The organism is Parabacteroides caeci, assembly GCF_023656795.1.
In the GTDB taxonomy this organism is placed as follows: Bacteria; Bacteroidota; Bacteroidia; order Bacteroidales; family Tannerellaceae; genus Parabacteroides; species Parabacteroides segnis.
Map to the genome: position 1 here is coordinate 40,083 of NZ_JAMOKT010000047.1, position 20,976 is coordinate 61,058.

The following is a 20,976-nucleotide window of genomic DNA, read 5'->3' on the forward strand; positions in this document are numbered from 1 at the left end:
AACGAGAAGTCCGTTTAATTTTCAACAGCTTCGAGCACACTGGCGATCGTACTGTTCGACATATCCAGCGAAAGCGTAGCATTTTGTGCATACGTATTACCCGCTACTGCGATACCAAGACTAAGGAAAAAGAATACAACGCTCAATCTCATAACTAATGGTATTTTTCGGAAGAGAGAATAACTTTTCTTACCGATAATTTCTAAGGTTACAATTTTATTCATAATTTTGTGATGCTTATTATTTAATATAAAGTTAACTATAGCTGCGTCAACAGCTTGGACTTTTACATGCGGGAAGATGCGTCAACATCTTTCTGCATGTTTTTTTGGACTCTTTTTTACTTCCACATAGGCATTCTGATTTAAAAAGGTTCTACACTATTATTTATTCTTTCGATATTTCTATAACAGACATTTCCAAACGATTATCATTCGTTATGACCGGCTTATCGATCTTAAACTTGATATCCGAGGCGAGCTTGATATATTCCATGACCTGCGGCAATTGCTCATTTTTAAACCTTGCGGTAATGATGGCATTCAGCACGTCCCGGTCTTTCACGTTAAACTGTACATTATAATGGCGTCGCAACGTCTTCAGGACCTGCCCCATCGGAGTATTCTTGAAAATGATCTCACCATTACGCCAGGCTACCTTATTATCTGCGTTGACCGAAGTGATAGATAATTTTCCACCTACCCTCGTAAAATCCGCTTTCTCGTCGGGTTTCAGAATCTGATGAACGATTTTACCTCCTGCCTGTGCTATATTCAATTTCACAGAGCCTTCCACCAAAGTTGTGGAAACAACATCGTCATCATTATAGGCAGATACATCGAAACGCGTTCCGAGCACTTCCACAGAATAGACCGGATCGACTTTCACGATAAAAGGCTTTTCCGGATTCTTCGTCACTTCAAAATAACCTTGCCCAGTCAATTCAACCAGCCGGCACTCAGGCCAGAAATTTTCAGGATACTTCAAAGAACTTCCGGCATTCAACCAAACTTTCGATCCGTCAGGCAATTCGAAAGTCGAAACCACTCCGGGATTGGTGCGCACTTCTACCATGCGCACCTTCTCTTTACCCGTCTGCATAAAGAAATAGGCAGATAAAACTAATACCGGAATGAACAGTATCGCTGCAACTCTTTGCATAAACTGTAGGGAGCGGCGGAAACTAACCTTTTTATTTTGTTTACGTACTCTCGATTTGAAACGGACCAAAGCCATTTCGGGATCGACCGATTCCATTACCCGCAAACGGTCAGTCACCTGCAAGGTGAAATAGACCTGTTCCAGTAGTTTCTCGTTCTCGGTCGACTCGGCAACCCAGTCGTCAACCCGGGTACGTTCCTCGTCAGTCAATGTTCCGTCGAGATATTTTATCAGTATGTTTTCGTCTACTATCATCTTTTTTCCTGTTTCTATAATTAATACAATTCAGAAAAAAGATATACTAAACGAAAATGTGATTTTTTTTAGAAAAAGTTCAATATCTTTTCCTGCTTCTCGATTGTTATCTAATAAACAGATAGTTATAATAAATAAAAAGCATATGAAAAAGATTGTTTTACTTCGCCACGGCGAAAGCGCATGGAACAAAGAAAACCGGTTTACGGGTTGGACGGATGTTGATCTGACAGAAAAAGGGATTGAAGAAGCATATAAAGCAGGTGAATTACTAAGAAAAGAAGGATATGTGTTCGATAAAGCATACACCTCCTACCTGAAACGTGCCGTCAAAACATTAAATTGCGTACTCGACCGCATGGACCAGGATTGGATTCCGGTAGAGAAAAGCTGGCGTTTGAATGAAAAACATTACGGAGCCTTACAAGGTCTCAACAAAAGCGAGACAGCCGAAAAATATGGTGATGAACAGGTCCTGATCTGGCGCAGAAGTTACGATGTGGCTCCGCATGCATTGAAAGAGGACGATCCGCGTAACCCCCGATTCGAAATACGTTATAAAGATGTACCCGATGCCGAATTGCCACGTACGGAATCACTGAAAGATACTGTCGAACGCATCCTCCCTTATTGGAAAGACATCATTTTTCCTTCGCTCGAAACTGCCGACCAGATTTTAGTGACAGCCCACGGCAACAGCCTGAGAGGTATTATTAAATATGTACGTAACATACCGGATGAAGAGATCGTACACCTGAATCTTCCGACAGCCGTCCCTTACGTACTCGAATTCGATGACGACCTGAATCTTGTAAAAGATTATTTCCTGGGGGATCCGGAAGAGATCAAAAAACTGATGGAAGCAGTTGCCAACCAGGGGAAAAAAACAAAGAAATAATTATTTATCATAGCTGACGCCCGGAAATATTTCACAAAAACCCGGGCGTTAATTGTTAATTCTTAAAATATTTGTTTAAGTTTGCACTATATCAAAACATTCATATCAGTGATAACAAGCAATGAAGAGACCTTAAATAGACTTAAAGCCGGTGACGAGAGTGTATTCGATACGGTCTACAAACAATATTATAAAGGGTTATGCGCCTTCGCCTCCCAATATGTAGCCGAGACGGAAACGGAAGAAATCGTACAGGAAGTGATGATGTGGCTTTGGGAAAACCGCGCGATGCTGGTTCCTCAAATGTCCCTCAAATCATTGCTGTTTACTATTGTCAAAAATAAATGCCTGAATAATATAACCCACAATCAAATCAAACAACGGGTACACGAAAAGTTGTATGCCAAATTTGAAAATCAATTCGAAGATCCGGATTTTTACATAGAAGGAGAATTGATCGCCTTGGCAACCAAGGCGATCAGGGAGCTCCCTGAAGAATACCGGAAAGCATTCGAAATGAATCGTTTCGGACATCTAACCTACAACGAAATAGCCGAGCGTACCGGTGTATCACCCAAAACTATCGCTTACCGCATATCACAGTCTTTGAAAATACTACGCACGGAACTGAAAGAATACATGCCGCTTTTTCTAGCTCTCTTACATTGACAACATAGCAATATCGACATTTTGTCCACAAAGCTATCATTTACATTTTAACGCAAATAGCTTCTCATTTTAAACAAAACGATACGTTAAAAAATATTACCCGCTGGGGTATTTTATTTTACCCGGTATATTAATCCGATTTACCCGGTTGGGTAGTGTCATTTTGATAATCGGAAAAACGGAGAATATGACAGGACAATCTTAATCCATCCTTAAACAAAAATAAATGAATCATGTTTAAATAATAAAGTGTCCTCTTTATAAAAAACAACTTAAAATATAACAGTATATGAAACGTACATTTTTAATGATAGCATTTGCCTCACTGGCAACTATCGCATATAGTCAAACCGACGATAAAGGTTACGAAGAAGGGAAATATGTATTGAAAGGCGTATCAGGCCTCAACCTGTCGCAAACGGCAATGACCAACTGGTCGGCCGGAGGCGAAAACTCGGTAGCCGGAAATGCCTACCTGAACGGTTCGCTGACACATAAAAACGGGAACTGGCTCTGGGTGACCAACCTGGTTCTCGATTACGGACTGACAAAAACCAAATCGCAGGGGATGCGCAAGAGCACCGATAAGATCGGACTTTCCACCCAGCTGGGCTATTCAACGAACAATGTCTGGTTCTATACACTAATGGGCGACCTGAACACACAGTTTGCCAAAGGATACAATTATCCGGACAAGGAACATTATATCTCCAACTTTTTCGCGCCGGCCTATTCCAACGTCTCGCTGGGTATGGAATACCGCCCGAAAAGCAATTATTCGATCTACCTCTCTCCCGTTTCAGCAAAAATGACTTTTGTTGAGGACGATTACCTGTCCGATCTGGGCGCATTCGGTGTCGATCCGGGTGACCGTTTCAAGATCGAATGTGGCGCTTACCTCAAAGCCCGTGCAGAAATGCCGGTGATGGAGAACGTAAGCCTGATCACTACAGCCGATTTTTTCACTCCGTATAGTAATCAGTTCGGAAACATCGATGTCAACTGGGACATGCTCATTAGTATGAAGATCAACAAATTCCTGTCGGCTACGCTTAACACGACACTGAAATACGATAACGACGTGAAAACCTTCGATGACAACGGTACGAAACATGGGGCAAAAGTACAGTTCAAAGAGATACTCGGCGTAGGTCTTGCCTATAATTTTTAGGAATAGAAAGGAGACTGCCTGTGTTTTTAAGAAAAAACCTTCCGCAATCGGTTGCAGTATCCAAAAGAAAGGAGTAAATTTGCACGTCGAAAACAAATATGATTAGAAATGATCGATAAAATTAAGGCTCTGCTTCAGGAAGTAGAGAATATGAAGGCTGCAAATGCCGAAGAGCTGGAAGCTTTACGCATCAAATACCTCAGCAAGAAAGGAGAAATTTCTGCGCTGATGAATGATTTCCGCAACGTTGCGGCTGATCAGAAGCGTGAAGTGGGTAAATTCCTCAACGAGCTGAAAGAAGCTACTCAAAATAAAATCAACGAACTGAAAGAAGGTTTCGACAATGTACAGACCGGAAACGATGACATCGACCTGACGCGTACATCTTATCCTATCGAACTCGGCACACGCCACCCGCTTTCAATCGTTAAAAAGGAAATCTGCGACATCTTCGGACGTCTGGGATTCAGCATCGCTGAAGGTCCCGAAATCGAAGACGACTGGCATGTTTTCTCTTCTTTGAATTTTGCCGAAGACCATCCAGCACGTGATATGCAGGATACGTTCTTCATACAACATAATCCGGACGTGTTATTGCGAACACATACATCATCGGTACAGACTCGTGTGATGGAGACTCAGGAGCCTCCTATCCGCATCATCTGCCCCGGACGTGTATATCGTAATGAAGCTATTTCTTATCGCGCACACTGTTTCTTCCACCAGGTAGAAGCCCTGTATGTCGACAAGAATGTCTCATTCGCCGACCTGAAACAGGCATTACTTTTCTTTGCGAAAGAAATGTTCGGTCCGGAAACGAAAATACGTTTACGTCCCTCCTACTTCCCGTTCACAGAGCCATCTGCTGAGATGGATATTTCCTGTAACCTGTGTGGCGGTAAAGGATGTGCATTCTGTAAACATACCGGTTGGGTAGAAATACTCGGTTGCGGTATGGTAGACCCGAATGTACTCGAAAATTGCGGTATCGACAGCAATGTTTATACCGGATATGCACTGGGAATGGGTATCGAACGTATTACAAATCTGAAATACCAAGTTAAAGACCTACGAATGTTCTCAGAAAACGATGTTCGTTTCCTGAAACAATTCGAATCAGCCAATTAAATTGAAAACCTAAATCATTTACCATCTTCCCCGGGCCTTTAACCAGCCCGGGGGAAACACACAAGGAGGATGAAATATGATAAAGGTTTTAATTTTAATTACAGGAGGAGCAATCGGATCGGCACTGCGTTATGGAGTTTCCATGTGGGTGCAGCGTTCGTTGCAGTACTCCTTTCCCTTTGGGATACTATCCGTTAATATAATCGGCTCTTTTCTGATCGGCTTCTGCTGGAGTCTTGCCGAAAATTATAACTTCTCAGCCAACACAAGGGCATTTCTTTTTACCGGCCTGTTTGGCGGATTCACAACTTTTTCTTCGTTTGCACTGGATACTATGTCACTGATAAAAATCGGTGATTATAAATTAGCACTCTTAAACATACTGGCTAGTAACGTTTTAGGACTTATTGCCGTTTTTCTGGGTTTGTTACTCGGAAAAAATGTATTATCTTTAATGAAATAACAGAATGAAAAAAGAGGAACGATATAAAGGTGTATTAGACTGGTTCGAAGCAAACGTACCAGTTGCAGAAACGGAACTTCATTACGACGATCCGTACCAACTGCTTATTGCCGTGATTCTATCGGCTCAGTGTACCGACAAACGGGTGAATATGATTACACCGGCTCTGTTTAGGGATTTCCCGACAGCAGAAGTGCTGGCAGCTTCCACACCGGAGGTCGTATTTGAATATATCCGTAGTGTCTCCTACCCGAACAATAAATCGAAACATCTGGTCGGAATGGCCAAAATGCTGATGGCTGATTTCGGTGGCATAGTCCCTTCTGATATAGATGAACTGCAAAAGCTGCCCGGCGTAGGACGCAAAACGGCCAATGTGATCGCCTCCGTTGTCTACAACAAGCCGGCAATGGCCGTAGACACCCACGTATTCCGCGTTGCCAACCGCATCGGATTGACAAACAACAGCAAAACACCGCTCGAAACAGAAAAAGAACTGGTGAAAAACATCCCGGAGAAACAGATACCTATTGCTCACCACTGGCTGATCCTGCACGGACGATACGTCTGCGTGGCCAGGAAACCCAAATGTGAGGAATGCGGACTCAAGCCTTGGTGCAAATATTTTCTGAAGGCAAAAATTTAAAAAATGAAAGTTTACAGGCGGGAAATAGTAATCATCATCTTAACTGCTCTCGCTACGCTGTCGGCAGTCTACTACTTTTTCGGTGACATGAAAGAGAGTAAAGAACTGGTGCAAACAGATTTATATACCCTGACTGCACCGGAACCGGAAGCGATACTTGCCGTAAACCGCCCTTCCGTTTTTACCCGGATAATACTAACCAAGGAGCCTGTTTACCAGGCATTCGCCTCTAAAATTCCTGAAATATATCTTACTATCATCCGAAAGAATCCGGAAATTGCCTCATTACATCTCTCATTCCATCCGCAGGGTATTGTAATGTATGTAAAAGCAGATAAAAGCATATCCCGACATATAGAAGAAAATATTTTAAAAACAGCTTTCAAATCATTCGCTCCTCAACAGCAAACCAAAGGAGGCATCACTTTTACCTATTGTCCGGATGCCGGAAACCGCTTTTTCGGCTACTACCAACATAATGGCGTATGGGTTGCCAGTTACAGCAGGAAATTGCTGGAGGAAGTAGCGGCCATACAAAGAAAGCAGAAAAACAACCAGCCGAAGGAACAAATGCTACTCCGTAAAACACTCGACAGCAATGCTCCGCTTAACCTGATGATACAATCGAAACTGTTAGACTTATATGTGAAAGCGAACGATTCTACCCTATGGAGAATCAGCGACAGATGGCTGGGAGCCGACCTTTTTGAAAGCGAAGGGAATATCTGTTACTTTAGCAGTCTGCCGTATCATGAACCAGCCGACACACTTTTCAAGACGATTGGCGATACACTGTCGGTCAGATTAGAACAACATTTCCCGCAACTTCATATTTCCAGCCAGATTTATGAAGAAAACGGGAAAGTATATTATACCGGTTGCAGTTTGGGAATTTCCAATTGATCATATGCCAAATGAACATGCGGAGGCAACTCTTTTTCTACCTGGCTTTGCAAGCCGATCCGATGGCTCATATGAATCAGATAGGATTCTTTGGGACGGATACGTCCGATCTGCTCTAATGCTTCTCCCACACTTTCATGCGTCGGATGCTCATCCCAGCGCAAAGCAGTAATAATCAAAACATCCAATCCTTCCAGCTTGGTATATTCTTCTTCCGGAAGAGATTTCAGGTCGGTCAGATAGGCCATATTCCCTATTCGAAACCCCAGGATAGGTAATTTTCCATGCATTACCCGGATAGGAATTATCTCTATCCCGGCTGCAATAAAAGGTTCTGTCGTTACACGGTGGATTTTTAGATTGGGGACACCCGGATATCTATTTTCGCGGAAAACATACGGGATACGCGTCTCTATGGCTTCAGCCACATTTTCTTCAGTATATAGATGTATGTCTCCTTCCCGCCCGAACGGACGCAGGTCATCCAGTCCTCCGACATGGTCATAATGTTCGTGTGAGATCAGGACGGCGTCCAAGTGGTATGTTTTACTTTGTATCATTTGCCAGCGGAAATCCGGTCCGCAGTCCAGCAAGATACGCTTCCCCTCTGTTTCTACTAATACCGATGTACGCAGGCGCCAGTCGCGGGGATCTTTGCTTGTACAAACTTCACACTGACAGCCTATTTCGGGAACTCCGGTTGAAGTTCCCGTTCCCAGAAATGTAATTTTCATTATCCTACATATTTAACCTCAGGCATTATCTCGATGCCAAAACGATCTTTTACGGCAGTACGGATACTTTCCGCCACCAGAGCAATCTCGTGTCCCCGGGCTTCTCCCAGGTTGACCAGGACCAGCGCCTGTTTTTCATATACACCGACCGGACCATGCGATTTACCTTTAAAGCCGCATTGTTCGATCAACCAGCCGGCAGGAACTTTCACTTTCCCCTCACCAGCCGGATAAGAAGGCATACCGGGATATTGCTCCTTCAGTTTCTCAAACTGTGCAACAGGAATAACCGGATTCATAAAGAAACTGCCGGCATTTCCCAGCTTGTCCGGATCGGGCAGCTTCTCCTGACGGATCGTGATCACGGCCCGGCGGATTGCTTCCAATGTTACTTCCGGATATTTAGCCAGCTCTTCCTTCAGGTTTCCATAGTTGATGGAAAAGGATGGGCGTTTATCCAACCGTATTATTATATATGTAACAATGTGCGGGTCGTTATGTTCGTTTTTGAAATAACTGCTGCGATAGCCGTACTGGCATTCTTCGTTCGTAAATATCCGCTTTTCAAAAGTCAACTGGTTGTATGTTTCCACACTTTCTATCACATCTTTTATCTCCGCCCCGTAGGCTCCGATGTTCTGGATAGCGGCAGCACCAGCTTCACCCGGGATCAGGGAAAGATTTTCTATTCCTCCCCACCCGTTGGCAACGGCATGAGCAACAACATCGTCCCACCTTTCGGCGGCACCGACACGCAGCCAGATATGTTCGTCGGTTTCCTTCTCCACACGGATACCTTTGATGGCCGAGTGCAGGATGATACCGTTGAAGTCATTTATAAACAGCAGATTGCTTCCGCTGCCGATATGCAGCGACAAACACTCCTGAAAATACTCGTCCCGTAAAACCCGTTCTAATTCTTCTTCATTCGTATATTCCATAAACCACCGCGTCTTAACCGGCAGGTGGAATGTATTATGCTTCTCCAGGGAGTAATTCTCTTCTATCCTCATAATATCTGTTTATTTATTGCGGGACAAAAGTAAGAATTATTTACAAGGTATCTACGATTTCACGTTGTTTCGTGAAAAAGATCATCCGCTGTATCTCTCCGCTCTGCGAGATTAAAGTAGAATAGCGTTTCAACGACTGGATCCATTCTTTCTGGGCACGGCAGATTTCCGGATGCTGCGAATCCATATAGTTGATGGCATAAAGACGGAACATGCACAACTGGAAGCTCCCTTTTTCCAGGAATGTATATGTTGCCTCGAAATTGATATTGGAAAGATACAAATAAACTTTGTTGCCATTCGGATATTCCCCGCGGGCTGCAATCTGTTCCATTTCATCCAATAAACGATTCAGTTCCTGTTTCATCACTTCGATATCATCATCGCTCAGCATGTTCAGCCCTGCAAAATACTTGATCTCCCTAACCAACGACTGAAAAATATTATTATCAAGAATCGTATAGGTAGACGGAACCTGACGGCATTCCTGCATCAGTTTACGCTGGGACTCCAGTATTTTCTCCGTCACAACGATATCCGACATACTTGCAGTGATCTTCATCCCGTTATTCTGATGCATCCACCGACAAAGACGGAATTTGGTCAGACGCTCATACGGAGAATAAAATGTAAACGGAACGATATTACATGCGGAACTGAGTATCGACTTAGGGTCTTCTTTGGCAAAAGTAAATAATTTATGATACCGCTTGATTATATCATGGTAACTTTCCATCTGACTCATATTATTAGAGACATTCAGATTAAAAACGGCTCCTTCCGCCCGGTTGGTCCCGACGATCTGGTCCAGAGAAATCCCCAGACTCTGAGACAATAATGATACTTCATAAAATGTAAACGGAACCTCCCCACGCAACCGGCGATAAACGGCTTCCTTACCTATAGATATAATATCCATAATATAGTTAGCCAAATTTGTCTCCTCCGGGAGATGTTCCCTCATGGCTTTTATCAGCCCGTTATTCAATGCATCTTTCATAATTATTAGTGTGTTATTTACTATTTCTACTCATATATTCTTCTCACAATACAATAAAAATAAAGTGTGGCCAAATAGCATTAACGCCTTTCTTCGTTTCGATTATCGCAAACCAATGTGAATTAACGTTTTTTGTTTCTAAAATCGTAACAAAAGGCTACAGCTATTGTTTAATAAGAAATGCAAGCAATTTTTGTTGTCTGAAAAAAGACACCATATAAAAAAATCAATGCTTACATTTGCAATGTATATAATCATTAAAAAGAAACACTCATGAACAAAGCAGAACTTATCGAAGCCTTAGCAGATAAGGCAGGGTTACAAAAGCAAAAAGCAAAAAAAGTATTAGATGCTTACATCGAGATCGTAACCGAAAAAATGTCGCAAAAAGAGGAAATCACTCTTATCGGTTTTGGTACTTTAATACCTAGACCGCAAACTAGTCGCCTGGCTCGTAATCCTAAAACGGGTACTCCGGTACAGATTCCAGCTAGAACAACGGTAAAGTTCAAACCCGGTAAATTCTTGCTGGAGGCTATGAACGGCACTGGCGAAAAAAAATAATATGATTTATTTCTTTAACTTCCTTCTTGCTTCGGCAGGAAGGAAGTTTTTTACACCTCCTTTTTCTGTTTACTTTATCATATCTGCAAAAATACATACAGAAATCCACTAAAAAGGGGTGTTTTTAATGAATATCGAAACCGCAAGGTTCTAATTAAACAACCGCAAGCATGTCCCCAATTCAATTATCGCAATTTTAGAATCCGAACAGCACCTCTTGTTTCGGAATGTGAAACTTTTGCCCTATACCTGGAATTTTACAGAGAAACATTTGTATGATGCTCTAATTATATCTAATTTCGGCACCGAAAATTTTAGTCTGCATATACAATATAATACACATGAAAATAGTTAATCTCGGAGAGTCAAACTCCATACTGAACAAGTTCGTATCCGAACTTAGAGATGTAAATATCCAGAAGGACAGCCTTCGTTTTCGTAGAAACATTGAACGCATCGGCGAAATCATGGCTTATGAGATCAGCAAAGATTTTGCCTACAGCCAAAAAGATATTCAAACTCCCTTAGGGATCGCACCAATGTATACTCCCGACGACCGGATAGTAATCAGTACTATATTACGTGCAGGACTTCCTTATCACCAGGGATTTTTAAGCTATCTCGATTATGCCGAAAATGCCTTTGTCTCTGCCTATCGCAAATATAAAGACCGTCTGAACTTTGATATTCACATCGAATATATCGCATCCCCGAGACTGACAGAGAAAACATTGATCATCACCGACCCGATGCTAGCCACCGGAAGTTCCATGGAACTGGCCTATGAAGCATTGTTGACCAAAGGACATCCTTCGCATATCCATGTGGCCTCCATCATCGCCAGCAAACAGGCAATGGAATATCTGCAAAGAAAAATGCCGGATGACAAAACAACGATCTGGATCGCCGCACTGGATGACGAACTGGACGATCATTCCTACATCATCCCCGGCCTGGGAGATGCCGGAGATCTTGCCTACGGAGAAAAAGAATAAAAGAATATTTTATCGGGGTAAGGAGAACCAAAAGCAGGAACCTTTTCCGGGCTCAGAACTTACTCCGATTTTTCCTTTCTGCTGTTCGACAATACTTTTGCAGATAGAAAGTCCCAGCCCTGTACCTTGCTTAAAGTCATTTCCCTTATAGAAGCGATCGAAGACATGGGCCTGCACTTCTTCACTCATCCCCTCTCCCGTATCCGTCACCGTAAAGACAACTTCATCAGGCTTTATTTCATAACCCAACATGATAGAACCTTTATCCGTGTGCTTGATCGCATTGTTTATGAAGTTGGAAAACAACTGGTTCAGGCGCACAGGGTCGAAATCAAAAGTACAAGGCGACAAATCCGGCTGACTGCCAAGCACAACCCCCTCATGAAGTTTGATACTCAGCGATTTCACCAGATCATCCAAAAAACCTTTAAGTTCAATACGACTCGGTTTGAACTCAATTGTATTCGCTTCTATCTTCGCCAAATCCAGCACATCAGAGATCAACTGCAACAAAAGCCCGTTATTCTTCTGGATAATCTCAACAAACTGCGACTGCTCCTCTTTATCATCCGTATCAACCAGTAAGGTGGAAAAACCGACAATCGCATTCAGCGGAGTTCGGATCTCATGGCTCATATTTGCCAGGAAAGCAGATTTCAAGCGATCCAGTTCTTCTGCCTTTTCACGCTGTTGTTCAGTTTCTTTCAGTTCCGTGATATCGTAATTCACACAGATCATTTCCAGTTTATCCGGATCATTCGACTGAGGATTACGCATCACATTTACGCGTATCCACTTCCAACCGGAATCCGTCTTGACACGTAATTCCTTGCGAATACTGGTTGCCTCTCCTCTCTTAACCCGGTCAAAGAAGTCCATCATCACTTTACGGTCTTCCGGATGCACGGCGCTATATACACCAATAATCTGCTCCAACGGCGTGCCATCTTGTTCCCCCAGATTTTGATACCACTGGCTGATGGCATATCCTTCGCGTGTCAGCAAATCGAATTTGGCATATCCTACTTTCGCATAATGACTAACCAGGGTGAAGAAATATTCAAACTCCTCAATACGGTTATAAGCGACCATTTTATCCGTATTATCCAGATTAATGAATAGGTAATTGATCAGTTCACCTTTACTGTCATAAAGCATACTTACCTTGGTTATCAAGTCTATAATTCCGTTTTTCTTCGTCGGATAATACCCATTGGATATAATATCGCTAAAAGAATAAGTCAGGCGGAAAGAGACAGGTTTCCTCTTTCTCATCTTTTCCAGCACATCAGGGGGAATCTGAGGATTATCAAAGATGTTAACACCTAGGGCCTCTTTTTTCGAACCGAGTCCAAAAATATCTACATCCTTATTATTCATATCGACAAGATATCCGTCCTTATCATACAACTCTATGCCGACCGGTATATTCGTATAAATATTACGCAACAACTTTCCACTATGGTCGAGCGCCTCGTTGATTCTCGCCATTTTCGTAATAATACTGATAATATTAGCGATGGACGAAAGCCATTGATAGTCTTCCAGCGTCCATATGCGATATTTATCTACAATATCGATCCCGATATATCCCAAAGCTTTTTTCTTTATGATCAAAGGAATCAGAACAAACGAAAGCACTCCTCTCTTCTGTAAATACATTTTTTCAGATTCCGCTTCTGCCGGCAACTCATTCAGATTGCTTATCATAACCGGATAAAGATTCCGTATTTTCCGCGTCGACCAGCTCAACGTTGAGACAGGTATGTTCTGTAAAGAGGGACGGACAGCCGTAACACCTTGGCTGCACACTTCATATGTACAACTAAGCGTCTGCTTGTCATCACTATATTCCATAATACAGGCACGCCCCTTTGTATCGATCGAAAAAAGAATTTCGGTCAGCACCAACTGGATAGATTCAACCAGATCGTTTGTCTGGATAAAAGAATGTAAGGCACGCGAAATACTCCCTAAATGCCTTAACAAACCATCTACCTGACTGCTATCCTCCGTTGCCGGTTTATTCGTTTCTTCTTCACTATAAGGTACTAACTGCAAAATGCCCAATACATAGATACGCCCGGAAGGTTCGATCTCCCGCCTGCAAATTTTCGAACGTACAAACTTAAAACCATAACAAGTCTTGATCGGAAATATTTGTTCATAAATACCGACCTCCCTGAAATAAGCAAATTCATTGGCTATCCGGGCCCTGTAATCTTCACGTATCAATTGAAGAAAATCTCTGGTCGGGATAATTTTATCTTTCAGCTCCAACAAACTGACCAGATAATCCGAACAGATATAGATCCTCTTATCAAAGTCAATCTCCCACCAACCGACTTGTGCCGTGTCCAGCAATAACTTATATTGAGCTGTATCCATTTTTTTAATACTAGTAAGCACACAAAATTCGTTATAATAAATCAGATCAGCAATTTTATTACTGTTAAAATTCAACGGTTTTCAAAGATTCACACAAAAAAGCGGAGACCAGTAAAAACCGATCCCCGCTTCCTTTCGGACTATATAGTCTGTTATTTCAATTCTTTGATACGGATATTACGGAATTTCACAGGAGAACCATGTCCCAGAAATCCGATATGTCCTTTCTTATTGAACAAGCCCGGATGTTCCTTACCATCAGGAGTTCCGTTCTTCACAGCGTCGCGGATGTTACCTTCCAGTATCACCACACCGTTCACCGTTACCTTGATATTGTCGCCGTTGGCAACAATTTCTTCCTCATTCCATTCACCGACAGGCTTAAACGCTTTGTGATGATCGGCATTGGTAGGAATGATACCGTAAACAGAACCATGATGCTGATATTTTGTGATATTCTTATAGATCGGATGTTCACAATCCAGAATCTGGATTTCCATACCTACATAAGCGGCATCACCTTCCATCGGAGTGCGGATACCGACTCCGTTATTGGCTCCCGGTGTAAGCTGGAACTCGAAACGATAAATAAAGTTCCCGAATTCGTCCTTTGTATACAGGTTCCCACCATAGCTCTTGCTCGGTATCATGGAAATACAACCGTCTTCCATCGTATAATCTACCGTGTTACCGGTCCACTGATGCATATTTGTTCCGTCAAACAATAGTTTGAAACCTTCTTTCTGTTCTTCGGCAGATAATTTGTAAGGTTCTTTACGTTCCAGTTCCTTTACATATATATTACGGTAGTAAACCTTGCTGCCGTGAGCCTGCAATTCGATCTGTTCAATCGGGAAGATCGGCTGCTTGCGATCCCAATAGTTTTCAAGGATCACATCATCCACCACTTTCTCTCCGTTCAGAATAACTGTTACGCGGTCGCCAACCATCTTGATATAGAAACTGTTCCATTCACCCAGCTTGTTATCAGCCACTTTAGACGGCTTGCTTTCATTTACCGAGTTATTATACAGACCACCTGAACCTACCTGGGCACCCACATTTACACGTGAAGTATCCCAGATCTGAACCTGAGGTGTTCCGCGCAAATAAATACCGGCATCGGCTTCAGGACCTGCGGGATCAAGCATCCAGTCTACATACATTTCAAAATCACCATATTGTTTATCCGTACACAGGTTATCACCTTTACCGTTAAAGACAAGCATGCCATCATTCACACTCCAGCCGCTGCGCATAATCTCGTCAGCCTTTTCCTGAGCTTTCTCCAGCTGGGCCGGTTTCATTTTCGCACGGGCAATCGGGTTCTGTACCAATCCTTTCCAGCCCGACAAATCTTTGCCGTTAAAGATAGAAATGAAACCTTCTCCCTGTGGCATTTCAGCCAGATGCTTCTTGATCGCTTCCTTCTGATAACCGGCATCCGGATTGTCGAGTACCTGCATTACCTTATTCAGCAATTCACGCACATTGGCTCCATAATATTCCTTATTACCCAAAGCTATATTCATAACAGCATTGGCGGCAGCCTGCTGAACAGGTTTCTGATTCAGGAATTCGCCGGCATAGAGCATACCCAGGAAGGTGCCTGTCCGTTCAACCTGTTTCAGAATTATATTTTTCTGTTCGTCTGTCTTTGCCACTTCCATCGCTTTGCGCAAACTCAGCAGACGGTTCTCACCTGTAAATGCAGGATTTGAAACCAGCTTAACATATGCTTTCAAAGCACGATCCAAATAAGCGGAAGAAGAAGCATCTTTACAGATAGCATACAATTCGTCGGCAGCCTCAATACCTTTCCAGTTCAACAACGCTTCGAAAGCAGCATCGCGAGCAGCGCCCGATCCCTTATGGAAACCGTCTACGATAGTAGCCAACGCATCTTTCTCGCCGGTTGTTGCCAGAACGATATAATACAAATATTTCTTGCTCTCGCCAGCCTGAAGCATACGGCGAGTGATCGTTTCTTTTTGTTTCGCAGGAGACATGGAAGAAATAGCAGAGATAACAGCCTGTTGGATTGGAGCAACAGCCGATGCATCCGCTGTTTCCAGCATACCGCACAGATTAACCAGGTCGCCTTCCGACACAACATCTTTCAACGCTGTATAAGCAGCTTTTTTCACTTCCGGTGAACCGGACTTGATCAGTTCGAGCACTGTAGTCAGGTTAGCAGTCGCTTTACGCATCGCCAGCAACTCAGCACCGGCAATCTTTCCGGCATCCGTAGCAGACGGAATGGCACGGGCAACAGCCTGGTCGATATCACCATTGAATGCAGCCAGGGCATCCTGTCCCAGCAGGATTACATCTTTATTATCGCTGGTCAGCAGTTCAGCAAGAACAGGTATCACCTGTTTGTCACCGATCTTCACCAATGTCCATACGGTTGCCTGTTTTACGTCGAAGTTGCTGTCTTTCAACTGAGCCAGCAGCACCTGCATGGCAGTCAGGTCAAAACGGAGTTCCAAACTCTTGATCACATCATGTTTTGACGGGCATTTGGCTTCGCGGCCGATCCAGTTGATAATATCCACTTTCACTTCCGGTTTTGCCTTCTGCATCGCTTTCATGACTTCGATATAAACTTCCTTATTGGCAAAGTCGGAAGCAAAGTTCAATGCAGCATTCCGATATTCCTTATTGCCATCCTTCAACGCGGAAAGCAGCAGTTTGGTACTGTTTTCTTTCTTCAGTGACAAAAGAATTTGCAAAGCAGCGTCGCGGGTCTGCGTCTGATTAGCCTTGGTAGCTTTCTTCAACAGGTCGTTGGCCGCTTTTTCCACTTCTTTCACATCGCCCTGTGCGGCAACACGTTTCAATAAAGCGATATAGGCTTCGTTCGCATTCGTTTTGGTCATTGTGTAACCCGATGCGGCAGCAGCTTCAGCCATATCTTTGATGGAAGCCTTGCTTCCCACACGGCTTAATGAGTGCAGGACAGCCTTTTGCATATTTTCATCGCCCGAACCCAGCAGCGCCTTCAGCAATTCTTCCGAATCAGCTACCTGCGCTTCGCCGATCGCTACGATGATATCTTTTTGTGTCTTCGGAGTACCCATACGGCGCATCAGACCAGCCTTCAACGCTTTACCGGCATTTTCAGAACCGATAGCTGCCAGTGCACGTGAAGCCGGGCCACTCAGGCTTTCATCACCCAGGTAAGCCGACAACGCATCGATACATTCATCCTGTCCCAATATCTGTAACTGGCGGATGATAAATGCTTTCGTTTCGCGTTCAGTCACCAGATCAAGCGCCTTCAGATAAGCGTTAGCCGTAGCCAGACGGGCGCTTTCTTCCCCTTTCGCCATCACATAATGGGTCAGGCCGCTCAACGCGTAATCCACTTGTGCATTGCTTCCCTTTCCGGGAGCATTTATCATGTTGACCAACATCAGTACCCCTTCTTCGCCGGTACCTTTCAGGTCATTGATCATTTTATTGTATTCAGCCTGTTTTTCAGCAGGCATCTGTGCCAATACGTCAGCTGCAATTGTTTTAGCTGTACGGTTCGCCGGAGATTGGGCCATCAGTACGCTGCCGAATAATAGCAAGCTGGCAATCGATATATATGCTTTTCTCATTGTCTATAATTTTATAATTCTCCCCTAATTTTCAATTCACAATTTTCAATTATTAATTATCAAATGTTCCAGGGTGAACGCATCGGCTGATCCAGCAGACGGTTAGCGGCCTCGTCATTGATAAATTCCAGTTTCACAGGATCGAACTCTAATGTACGATTCAGACGAAGTGCCGTAGCCCCCATATTCACGATCGTAGCCGAGCGGAAACCATTCCGTTCATTCAAGGCAAAAGGCTGGCGTGTTTTCACACATTCGATAAAGTCTGTCACCTGAGGTTCAGGTTCCGGATAATCGGCCAGTTTCTTTTCCCAATCAGGGATATCACATACAAAATTCTTATAGACATTACCGTTCGGACCGGAGATATACGGAGTATTAGGATCTCCGAAGTCGCCACCCCAAAGGACGATCTGGCAACCGTCATCATAAGTATAGGTAATAGAGCGCCATGTTCCTACGGCATCCGGATGCTGTTGCGGAGCATCCACTTCCACTTTCACAGGGCTTGTGTTGTCTTTTCCGAGGAAATACTGTACCGGGTCGATATAATGCTGTCCCATATCTCCCAATCCACCGCCGTCATAATCCCAGTATCCGCGGAAAGTACCGTGAACACGGTGTGCATTATAAGGTTTATAAGGAGCCGGGCCTAACCACATGTCATAATCCAGTTCGGAAGGAACTGTTTGCGGTTCGAGATATTCTTTGCCTACCCAGTAGAACTTCCAGTCGAAACCGGTATGTTTACTGATCGTCACCTTCAAGGGCCAGCCGAGCATACCGCTCTGAACCAGTTTTTTCAACGGTTTCACCGGAGTACCCAATCCATAGAACGGATCGGCAAAACGGAACCAGGTATTCAGACGGAACATACGTCCGTTCTGCTTTACAGCTTCCATCACCCGTTTACCTTCACCGATCGTACGTGTCATAGGCTTTTCACACCAGATATCTTTTCCCGCCTTGGCAGCCTCTACCGACATGATTCCATGCCAATGAGGAGGTGTAGCGATATGTACGATATCTACGTTCGGGTCCAGAATCAAATCGCGAAAGTCATGATAAGCGGCAATTTTTTCCTTTACCAATTGTTTTCCTAATTCAAGATGTTTCTTGTCAACATCACAAACGGCTACCAGACGTGTTCCGGCATAGTTCACGTGACCGCGTCCCATCCCGCCTGTACCGATAATACCTTTAGTCAACTGATCGCTTGGAGCGATAAAGCCTTTCCCAAGCACGTGGCGCGGCACAATCGTAAAGGCCGCAATTCCTCCGAGGGTTTTAAGGAAGTCCCTTCTGTTTGTTCTCATAGTACAAATTAAATATAATATTGATTAGCAATTTTATTGATTTTTTCCGCTTAAAAAAGACGTTAGAAAGAATAATTACCTCCTAACGTCTCACAAAGATATTATTTATCCCATAATTTTCGCAAATATTTACGAGTTTTTATGACATAATCGTTCAAGACAGTTCATTCCATAGTCGGATTGAACTTTCCTCCCCAATTGTTATTTTGTTCAAGATTGGGATTTTCCAATATTTTACTTTCCTGGATCGGGAAGAAATAATACGATTCCTGAATCAAAAATTTATTCTCGGCAATGGCACTGATCGGCACCATTCTAAGAATATATTTAAAATTATCGGGAGTCAACGAATACGTCTTGGCTTTCCGGGTAGCTTCGGCAATATCCATTTCCGAACCGTCTTCATTGATTGCAATAGCCTCGACTCCATATTTTTGCAGTCCGTTTAACTGCATCATATTACGGGTTCTACGAAGATCCATAAAACGATGTCCTTCAAAACACAATTCTACGTTGCGTTCATCAAGAATAGCCTGCCGGATTTCTTTACGATTAGCAACTTTCAATCCATACAACCCATTTTCGCCAGCTTCGATACCTGCACGTTTACGAATTTGCTTCAGCATATCTACAGCCACATCTTGATGATCCGTTTCATTGGCCGCTTCCGCATAGATAAACATGACTTCAGCTAATCTCATAAACGGATAATCATGATCATACGTAGATACCAGGTCCTGACTCAAAGACAAATCAGAGCCTTTACGCACATACATGCCGCTAATAGCATCATTCTGTGTAGCAGTGCTGCCCACATTGGGATTGATTCCATATGAATCTTCTCTGACAGCTATACCGACCGAAGTATATTGGCGATATCCTGAAGCCGTTCCCGATACCGGATATAAATCCGCATTATACAAGATACAATCCTCAAATCGGGGATCCCTATTTTGCCAAAATTTCTGTAAAAACTCAGATTCAGCACCTGCATAATATTTACCGGCCGGATCATCGAAACGCTTTCCATCCAACATCGGAAACGCTTTTACCATATCCCAGGTCGGAGTATTATTGGCATTACTACGACTCAAAGAAGAGGGACGAATCGTGTTTTCCCAATCGGCCGTTTTATCCGGATTGCTATAGATAATAGGGAAAACGACCTCGGAGTTGCCGTCCACCAACCAGTTATCTGCATAATTCGCAGTCAGTTTAATCCCCTGAGCTATACAGAAATCGTATGCCTCCTTCGCCGCCGTATAAGCTTCGTTCCAATATTTATTATCATACATATTACTCGGGTTAAACTGTGGAGAAGCCTTATAAAGCAGCATCTTTGCCTTATAGGCTTTAGCAAAACACTGGTCTATACGCCCGTAATCGTTACCGGTTGCTTTGGCCGGAAGCAACGTAATAGCATCATCCAGGTCTTTAATTATTAAATCAAAACACTCCGCCGTGGAAGTACGAGTCACATACAAATCATCTTCATCCTTATCCTGGGCTTTCGTAATATACGGCATACCTCCATGATAAACAACCATTTCGCCATACTGATAAGCTCTCATAAACAACATTTGCCCCGTCAGGCTATTCTTAACAGATTCGGTACATCCTCCCTCTGCCAGATACTCAAGTCCTAAATTAATATTACGGATATTGGTATAATTCCATCGTTTATAACCACTGCCCGACGTTGTAATAGTACTCAACATAAACGGAATACCCGTTTGCTGCTCAGCTGTATTATCCGCACTTGTAGACCAACCGCTAAAGATATCGCCATAGAGATCAGTCACATAAGCAGTTGCTAAGTTGTCATCATTCCAAACCAGGTCTGCATCATAGTTCCACAAGTTCGAGATATCCAAACTATTGCATCCATTGACCAGCAATATAGTTACCAAACCAATCGATAATTGTTTTATTTTATTCAGTTTCATATTCTTATGTTTTTAGCAAAAATTTTCCGATAAAATAGGAGAATAAAATTCATCCCTTTTGATAACGGCGAACATTCTCGCCACAAGTTTTGCCCGTAAAGCATTGATAATGGTCATT

The 20,976-nt window shown here is 43.2% G+C and carries 18 protein-coding genes; 9 read left to right on the top strand and 9 right to left on the bottom strand.

Annotation, left to right across the window (positions count from 1 at the left end; all coding sequences use genetic code 11):
- Positions 1 to 14: 14 nt before the first annotated feature.
- Together NBH15_RS29565 and NBH15_RS20480 are read right to left on the bottom strand one after the other, a co-directional pair.
- Entirely contained in the window at positions 15 to 152 is a 138-nt protein-coding gene (locus NBH15_RS29565; protein ID WP_303228582.1) for a hypothetical protein, read from the bottom strand.
- Positions 153 to 387: 235 nt separating this feature from the next.
- The gene (locus tag NBH15_RS20480; RefSeq protein WP_046146769.1) at positions 388 to 1,416 is read right to left on the bottom strand and encodes a FecR family protein; all 1,029 of its coding nucleotides are present in this window, start codon (positions 1,414 to 1,416) and stop codon (positions 388 to 390) included.
- A gap of 145 nt (positions 1,417 to 1,561) precedes the next feature.
- On the opposite strand from NBH15_RS20480, the gene gpmA reads away from it, so the two are divergent.
- From gpmA to NBH15_RS20515, 7 genes are all read left to right on the top strand, one after another.
- A complete protein-coding gene (gene gpmA / locus NBH15_RS20485) occupies positions 1,562 to 2,314 on the top strand; it encodes a 2,3-diphosphoglycerate-dependent phosphoglycerate mutase (protein WP_007652964.1) in 753 nt (250 codons plus the stop codon).
- A gap of 108 nt (positions 2,315 to 2,422) precedes the next feature.
- Complete coding sequence (locus NBH15_RS20490) at positions 2,423 to 2,983, top strand: RNA polymerase sigma-70 factor (protein ID WP_443146953.1); 561 nt, start codon at positions 2,423 to 2,425, stop codon at positions 2,981 to 2,983.
- Between the two features lie 289 nt (positions 2,984 to 3,272).
- Entirely contained in the window at positions 3,273 to 4,154 is an 882-nt protein-coding gene (locus NBH15_RS20495) for a DUF3078 domain-containing protein (protein WP_128134769.1), read from the top strand.
- A 108-nt stretch (positions 4,155 to 4,262) separates the two neighbouring features.
- Complete coding sequence (gene pheS / locus NBH15_RS20500) at positions 4,263 to 5,282, top strand: phenylalanine--tRNA ligase subunit alpha (protein ID WP_128134768.1); 1,020 nt, start codon at positions 4,263 to 4,265, stop codon at positions 5,280 to 5,282.
- A 76-nt stretch (positions 5,283 to 5,358) separates the two neighbouring features.
- Complete coding sequence (gene crcB, locus NBH15_RS20505; RefSeq protein WP_007652957.1) at positions 5,359 to 5,745, top strand: fluoride efflux transporter CrcB; 387 nt, start codon at positions 5,359 to 5,361, stop codon at positions 5,743 to 5,745.
- 4 nt (positions 5,746 to 5,749) lie between these two features.
- Complete coding sequence (nth, locus tag NBH15_RS20510) at positions 5,750 to 6,391, top strand: endonuclease III (protein WP_128134767.1); 642 nt, start codon at positions 5,750 to 5,752, stop codon at positions 6,389 to 6,391.
- 3 nt (positions 6,392 to 6,394) lie between these two features.
- Positions 6,395 to 7,294: a hypothetical protein gene (locus tag NBH15_RS20515; protein WP_250823426.1), complete on the top strand. Its 900-nt coding sequence runs from the start codon at positions 6,395 to 6,397 to the stop codon at positions 7,292 to 7,294.
- Here NBH15_RS20515 and NBH15_RS20520 read toward each other — a convergent pair.
- Genes NBH15_RS20520 through NBH15_RS20530 form a run of 3 tightly spaced genes read right to left on the bottom strand, consistent with a single transcriptional unit; the run spans position 7,261 to position 10,041 of the window.
- Entirely contained in the window at positions 7,261 to 8,028 is a 768-nt protein-coding gene (locus NBH15_RS20520) for an MBL fold metallo-hydrolase (RefSeq protein WP_128134765.1), read from the bottom strand. The two genes, NBH15_RS20515 and NBH15_RS20520, sit on opposite strands and share 34 nt — an antisense overlap.
- The gene (gene murB / locus NBH15_RS20525; RefSeq protein ID WP_128134764.1) at positions 8,028 to 9,041 is read right to left on the bottom strand and encodes a UDP-N-acetylmuramate dehydrogenase; all 1,014 of its coding nucleotides are present in this window, start codon (positions 9,039 to 9,041) and stop codon (positions 8,028 to 8,030) included. The genes NBH15_RS20520 and murB overlap by 1 nt, the downstream gene beginning before the upstream one ends.
- A gap of 40 nt (positions 9,042 to 9,081) precedes the next feature.
- Positions 9,082 to 10,041 carry a hypothetical protein gene (locus NBH15_RS20530; RefSeq protein ID WP_128134763.1) on the bottom strand — a complete coding sequence of 320 codons (960 nt, stop codon included), beginning with the start codon at positions 10,039 to 10,041 and terminating at the stop codon, positions 9,082 to 9,084.
- A 273-nt stretch (positions 10,042 to 10,314) separates the two neighbouring features.
- On the opposite strand from NBH15_RS20530, the gene NBH15_RS20535 reads away from it, so the two are divergent.
- Both NBH15_RS20535 and upp read left to right on the top strand, forming a co-directional pair.
- Positions 10,315 to 10,605 (top strand): HU family DNA-binding protein, encoded by a 291-nt coding sequence (locus NBH15_RS20535; RefSeq protein ID WP_007652950.1) that lies wholly within the window; start codon positions 10,315 to 10,317, stop codon positions 10,603 to 10,605.
- Positions 10,606 to 10,946: 341 nt separating this feature from the next.
- Complete coding sequence (upp, locus tag NBH15_RS20540; RefSeq protein ID WP_128134762.1) at positions 10,947 to 11,600, top strand: uracil phosphoribosyltransferase; 654 nt, start codon at positions 10,947 to 10,949, stop codon at positions 11,598 to 11,600.
- 9 nt (positions 11,601 to 11,609) lie between these two features.
- Here the strand turns inward: upp and NBH15_RS20545 are convergent, their stop codons facing one another.
- The 4 genes from NBH15_RS20545 to NBH15_RS20560 form a co-directional block, all read right to left on the bottom strand.
- Positions 11,610 to 13,988 (bottom strand): sensor histidine kinase, encoded by a 2,379-nt coding sequence (locus NBH15_RS20545; protein WP_128134761.1) that lies wholly within the window; start codon positions 13,986 to 13,988, stop codon positions 11,610 to 11,612.
- 152 nt (positions 13,989 to 14,140) lie between these two features.
- Entirely contained in the window at positions 14,141 to 17,596 is a 3,456-nt protein-coding gene (locus tag NBH15_RS20550) for a DUF1080 domain-containing protein (protein ID WP_186961575.1), read from the bottom strand.
- A 59-nt stretch (positions 17,597 to 17,655) separates the two neighbouring features.
- A complete protein-coding gene (locus NBH15_RS20555) occupies positions 17,656 to 18,912 on the bottom strand; it encodes a Gfo/Idh/MocA family oxidoreductase (protein WP_010799858.1) in 1,257 nt (418 codons plus the stop codon).
- Between the two features lie 164 nt (positions 18,913 to 19,076).
- Positions 19,077 to 20,858: a RagB/SusD family nutrient uptake outer membrane protein gene (locus tag NBH15_RS20560; RefSeq protein ID WP_250823427.1), complete on the bottom strand. Its 1,782-nt coding sequence runs from the start codon at positions 20,856 to 20,858 to the stop codon at positions 19,077 to 19,079.
- Positions 20,859 to 20,976: the final 118 nt, after the last annotated feature.